This is a genomic window from Mesorhizobium sp. WSM4813 (assembly GCF_055811555.1).
This window is the reverse complement of record NZ_JBVVQU010000120.1, coordinates 1-4,338: the sequence shown is the minus strand read 5'-3', so window position 1 is coordinate 4,338 and position 4,338 is coordinate 1. Positions and strand designations below refer to the sequence as shown.

Here is a 4,338-nt window from a genome sequence, read left to right as displayed (position 1 = left end):
TGGCGCTGGATGCGATCACGCATCAGCAATCGACGTTCACGCGCCGCGACATGGCAAAGTTCGCGCACCGGCACAGCGACGGGATCAATCAGTTCAACGACGTGATGGACGCGATTCGCAGCGCGCCCGACCTGGTCGAACTCGGCAAGGACGGCAGGGGCGAGGATCGCTTCACCACCCGCCAGATGATCGAGGCCGAACAGCGTCTGCATGATGCTGCCGAACTCATGGCCGAGAGGGAACGCCACGAGGTAAGCGATTCCGACAGGCAGGCGGCGTTGGCCCGAGCAGAAGCGCGCGGACTTGTGCTGTCGGGCGAGCAGGCCGACGCGCTGGCGCACATCACAGACAGGCGCGATCTGGGGATCGTTGTCGGCTATGCCGGAACCGGCAAGAGCGCCATGCTGGGCGTGGCGCGGGAGGCATGGGAAGCGGCGGGCTATCAGGTCAGGGGCGTAGCACTTTCCGGCATCGCGGCGGAAAATCTCGAAAGCGGATCGGGCATCGCCTCGCGCACCATCGCCAGCATGGAACATGGTTGGGGACAGGACCGGGACATGCTCACCACGCACGACATTCTGGTGGTCGACGAGGTGGGCATGGTCGGCACGCGCCAGTTGGAGCGGGTGCTGTCCCATGCTGCCGAGGCCGGAGCCAAGGTCTTGCTGGTCGGCGATCCGCAGCAGTTGCAGGCCATAGAGGCGGGCGCGGCCTTCCGCTCGATCCACGACCGTCATGGCGGCGCAGAAATCGGCGAGGTGCGCCGCCAGCGCGAAGGCTGGCAAAGGGACGCCACGCGCGATCTGGCGACCGGCAGGACCGGCGAAGCGATCCGCGCCTATGACAGTCACGACATGGTGCATGAGGCACAAAGCCGGGAACAGGCACGCGGCGATCTGGTCGACCGATGGGACCGCGACCGGCAGGCGTTACCCCACAAGAACCGCATCATCCTCACCCACACCAATGACGAGGTGCGCGCGCTTAATGAAGCCGCACGCGAACGGATGCGGGCGGCGGGCGACCTCGGTGATGATGTGCGGATCACGGTCGAGCGCGGCGAACGGAGCTTCGCCAGCGGGGACCGCGTCATGTTCCTGCAAAACGAACGCGGCCTTGGCGTGAAGAACGGCACGCTCGGTGCCATCGAAGAGGTCGGCACGCAATCCATGTCCGTGCGCACCGACGACGGCCGCTCCGTGCGCTTCGACCTCAAGGATTACGACCGCATCGATCATGGCTATGCCGCGACCATCCACAAGGCTCAAGGCATGACCGTGGACCACACCCATCTGCTGGCGACGCCGGGACTCGATGCGCACGGTAGCTATGTCGCCCTGTCGCGTCACCGCGACGGCATGGACCTGCATTATGGCCGTGACGACTTCGCCAGTCAGGACAAGCTCATCAATACCCTGTCGCGCGACCGCGCCAAGGACATGGCGTCCGATTACGAGCAACGCAATCCCGTGCAAGGCTATGCCGAGCGACGGGGCATCACCTTCCGTGAGCGTGTCGCCGAGATCGTCAAAAAGATCGTGCCGGAGAAGGTGCGCAGCATGTTCGATAGCCCGCGGCTGCCTGCAGCTGGCGCGTCCAGCCCGGAGGGCGTGCAGAGGCCGGAACGCGAAAGTGCCGGAATGGAGGCACGGCGCGAAACCAAAGCGCCCGCCAGAGAGGCCCCCGAGGATCAAGAGGCAACGCTGCGCCGCACCCGAACCGACGCCCTCAAACGTCATGCCCGCGCCGTGGATGCCATATTCAGCACCGAAGATGCGGGCGGCAAAGCAGATCCGGCGCAGATGCGCGAACTGACCGATGCCCGGAAAGCCTTCGAGGAGGTGCGTCCGCATGGCTGGCGCGATGCCGAGGCGGCTTACGCCAACGATCCCGACCTTGCCCGCGAGGCAGGCACGGGCAGGGTCAACCGCGCCGTCCGCGCCCTCCAGCTTGAAGCCGAACTGCGCACCGATCCAGGCCGCCGCGCCGACCGCTTCGTGGAGCGCTGGCAAAAGCTCGACCAAACCAGCCAACGGCAGTATCAGGCTGGCGACATGTCCGGCTACCTGGCTACGCGGTCGGCGATGGGCGACATGGCCAAAAGCCTCGGACGCGATCCACAGCTTGAATCCCTCCTAGCCAACCGCAAAGCTGATCTTGGCATCCAGTTCGAATCGGGCCGCCGTTTCGGCGCGGCACTCGCTTTCACGCACGGCCTCGGACTCGGTAGGGGGCGAGGCATCGGAATCTAGACCCCGTCCGATTTACCGCCGTTTCCACGTCACCCTACGACGCTACAGCGATCCCTCTTGCGCGTCCGTATCGGTCCGCCCTGTCTGGTCTCGACAGTTGTCAGAAATAACCGGCAGGAGGCAGGCCATGCGCGAACCAGACCGTATCATTCGGCTCAAAACCGTCCTTGTCCGGACCGGGCTGTCGCGGTCCACCATCTACCGCAAGATCGCCGAGGGCACCTTCCCGGCCCAGATCAGGATCAGCGTCAACGGCGCGGGCTGGCATGAATCCGACATCAACAGATGGATCGCCGACCCCGTCTCCTGGCGTCCAAAAAGCGAGTTCGACTTCGATGGCTGATCGCGCGGCCTAGGCCGAAGTGCGGCTAGCAGCACTGCGAAAATGGCTCAATCCACCAAGGACTGCCGCGATATGGCCGCTTTGCGCCTGCGGTCGGACATCGCGAGTGGAAAAACTGCGAAACCGCGCGGCGTAGGCCGAGGCGGAGCCACTACAGGCGGCGCCGGTGTCGCGGCGCGAACGGTCTCGACGCTACAGAGCCTCTTTGCGCATGCAGTGAGGCTCGACGTTCTTGCTTCCAACCCGGCAGTGGTGTGCGCAAGCGTGCCGGAAAGAAGAGGGAACGCCGCCTCATCGTCGCTGAGATCAAAAGGCTGGGCGAGCTGATGCGCGTCGCGGAAAGGAAATGAGCGACGAGTGCCGGTATCCAAGATCCGCTCATGCCCGCCGGCGCATTCTCAGGCCCATTTGATTAAAGAGCTCCGTCGTTGTCCCCGCCGCCAACTATTTAGAAGCTAGACCAGCCTCCACCAGCCTGCGGAATGCCTCCGATCTAGTGGGAAGATCGGGCTGATTGCGACGCCATTCGTCAACGCGAGCAAGCAAGTCACTTGAGAGTCGCAACTCGAAGCGCTCAGTTTTGGTGTCCACAGGATCAGGTGTATTTGACAATGGGTTTGTCCGTAATGTACGGTATGTACGTAATTTGTGGTTCGCGCTTGCAGCCGAACGACGTGCTCGAACACGTCGCTCGGCCTGACCACAACCCAAGCTGTTTGGAGCTCGGATCATGGCTGATTCCGACAATAGCATGACTCTGCCTTTCGTCACTCGCAGGCGAGTGCTTGTGGGAACAATGGCGGCTACCACTGCGAGGACCCTTGAAGGGAACGTGTTCGCAGGCGATGCCGGAACGACGAATGTTCCTCCCGACCCGGGCTGGCGCTTTGGCGGGAATGGGAGACAACCCACAGGCTTACCGAGCGGCTTTGCCGCAGTCAGCAGCGCCTGGAAACGAGGCTGGTCGAGAGCGTCGGCTTTCCTTGTGTGATCGTCCGTCTGCCCGGGGGTGAGGAGGTGACGGTTCACTCGATCGAGGCACTCAATGAAGTGCTCGGCAAAGGGCCGGATATGGCGGCTCTGCGCCAGAAGGCCGAAGCTGATTTCGCCGCGCATCAGACATGCTGGGACGCGGCTGCCGACAAGACCGGTTACACCGCAGCACTCAGGGCCGAGCGCAAGGCTGGCGACCGCGCACAAGATCTGCTGGAGGCGTTCTCAACGACGCCCGCCACGACACTGGCCGGTGTGGCGGGCAAGCTCGATGCCGTGTTGCGCGAAGGCGAGGCGTGGGAGGAATGCTCCGAATTTCCCTGGCCGCAAATCCGCTCGGCGCTCAACGATCTGGTGCGCATCGCCGAGCAGATGATGCCGGAACAGGTCTTTCACGGCGAACCGCGTCCCAAGCTCCGCCCGCGGCGGGCTGGCTGCTGTTTTCGAGCCTGAAAGGCGAACAAGAAGGAGGCGAGATATGAAGACCAGCCCAACCCGATTGCCGGTTTCAGTGAAGAAACTCTCGACTTGCAGCGAAGCGGAGTTGGCGGCACCAGACGCTCTTGCGGCATCTCACCATCCAGCGGCGAGTGATCCCGATCTGCTGGACGCCTTCAATCGCGATGCCGCCTTGGAGAAGTGGACCGTGCCTGAAGCTGCAGAGGCGGCAAAGGCTCTGTGGGGAAGGACAGCCGCGACCGCAATCGCCTGGTGCGCCTTCTCGGCGCATTGCGACGGGCGGACACAGGA

3 protein-coding genes and 1 pseudogene are annotated in these 4,338 nt (G+C 63.7%); all 4 read left to right on the top strand.

What is annotated here, in order from left to right:
* On the top strand, positions 1-2,252 hold a 2,252-nt coding region (gene traA / locus AC0L25_RS32145; protein WP_473599137.1), incomplete at its 5' end, for a Ti-type conjugative transfer relaxase TraA.
* Between the two features lie 127 nt (positions 2,253-2,379).
* The gene (locus AC0L25_RS32140; protein WP_473599136.1) at positions 2,380-2,595 is read left to right on the top strand and encodes a helix-turn-helix transcriptional regulator; all 216 of its coding nucleotides are present in this window, start codon (positions 2,380-2,382) and stop codon (positions 2,593-2,595) included.
* 1,017 nt (positions 2,596-3,612) lie between these two features.
* Entirely contained in the window at positions 3,613-4,041 is a 429-nt protein-coding gene (locus AC0L25_RS32135; RefSeq protein ID WP_473599135.1) for a hypothetical protein, read from the top strand.
* Positions 4,042-4,066: 25 nt separating this feature from the next.
* Positions 4,067-4,338, top strand: a pseudogene (locus AC0L25_RS32130) (hypothetical protein); the annotation flags it as partial.